Below are 230 nucleotides of genomic sequence, written 5' to 3' on the forward strand. Positions count from 1 at the left end.
GGAAAACGATGACAGAAGAATTCACCTTAGGAAAAGAAAAAACTTCTCCGTTCCCAGAGAAGTTATCTTACTTAAAGTCCTCGACATTCACTTTGTCAATGCAACGGCTGCAGATTCCGTAGAAGGTCAATCGATGGTCGGTAATGTAAAAGTTATAAACATTCTTGACCTTTTCTTCTGCTGTTACAAGCAGATCTTCAAAAATTTCATCCACTGTGCCGCAATTGAGG

Annotated in this window: 1 pseudogene; it reads right to left on the bottom strand. The window is 39.6% G+C overall.

Annotated features, from left to right (window positions below):
- Positions 1–67: 67 nt before the first annotated feature.
- Positions 68–230: pseudogene (locus SB773_RS35120) on the bottom strand (transcriptional repressor); the annotation flags it as partial.

The sequence above is a fragment of the Bacillus sp. SIMBA_074 genome (assembly GCF_046534555.1).
Taxonomy (GTDB): domain Bacteria; phylum Bacillota; class Bacilli; order Bacillales; family Bacillaceae_G; genus Bacillus_A; species Bacillus_A mycoides.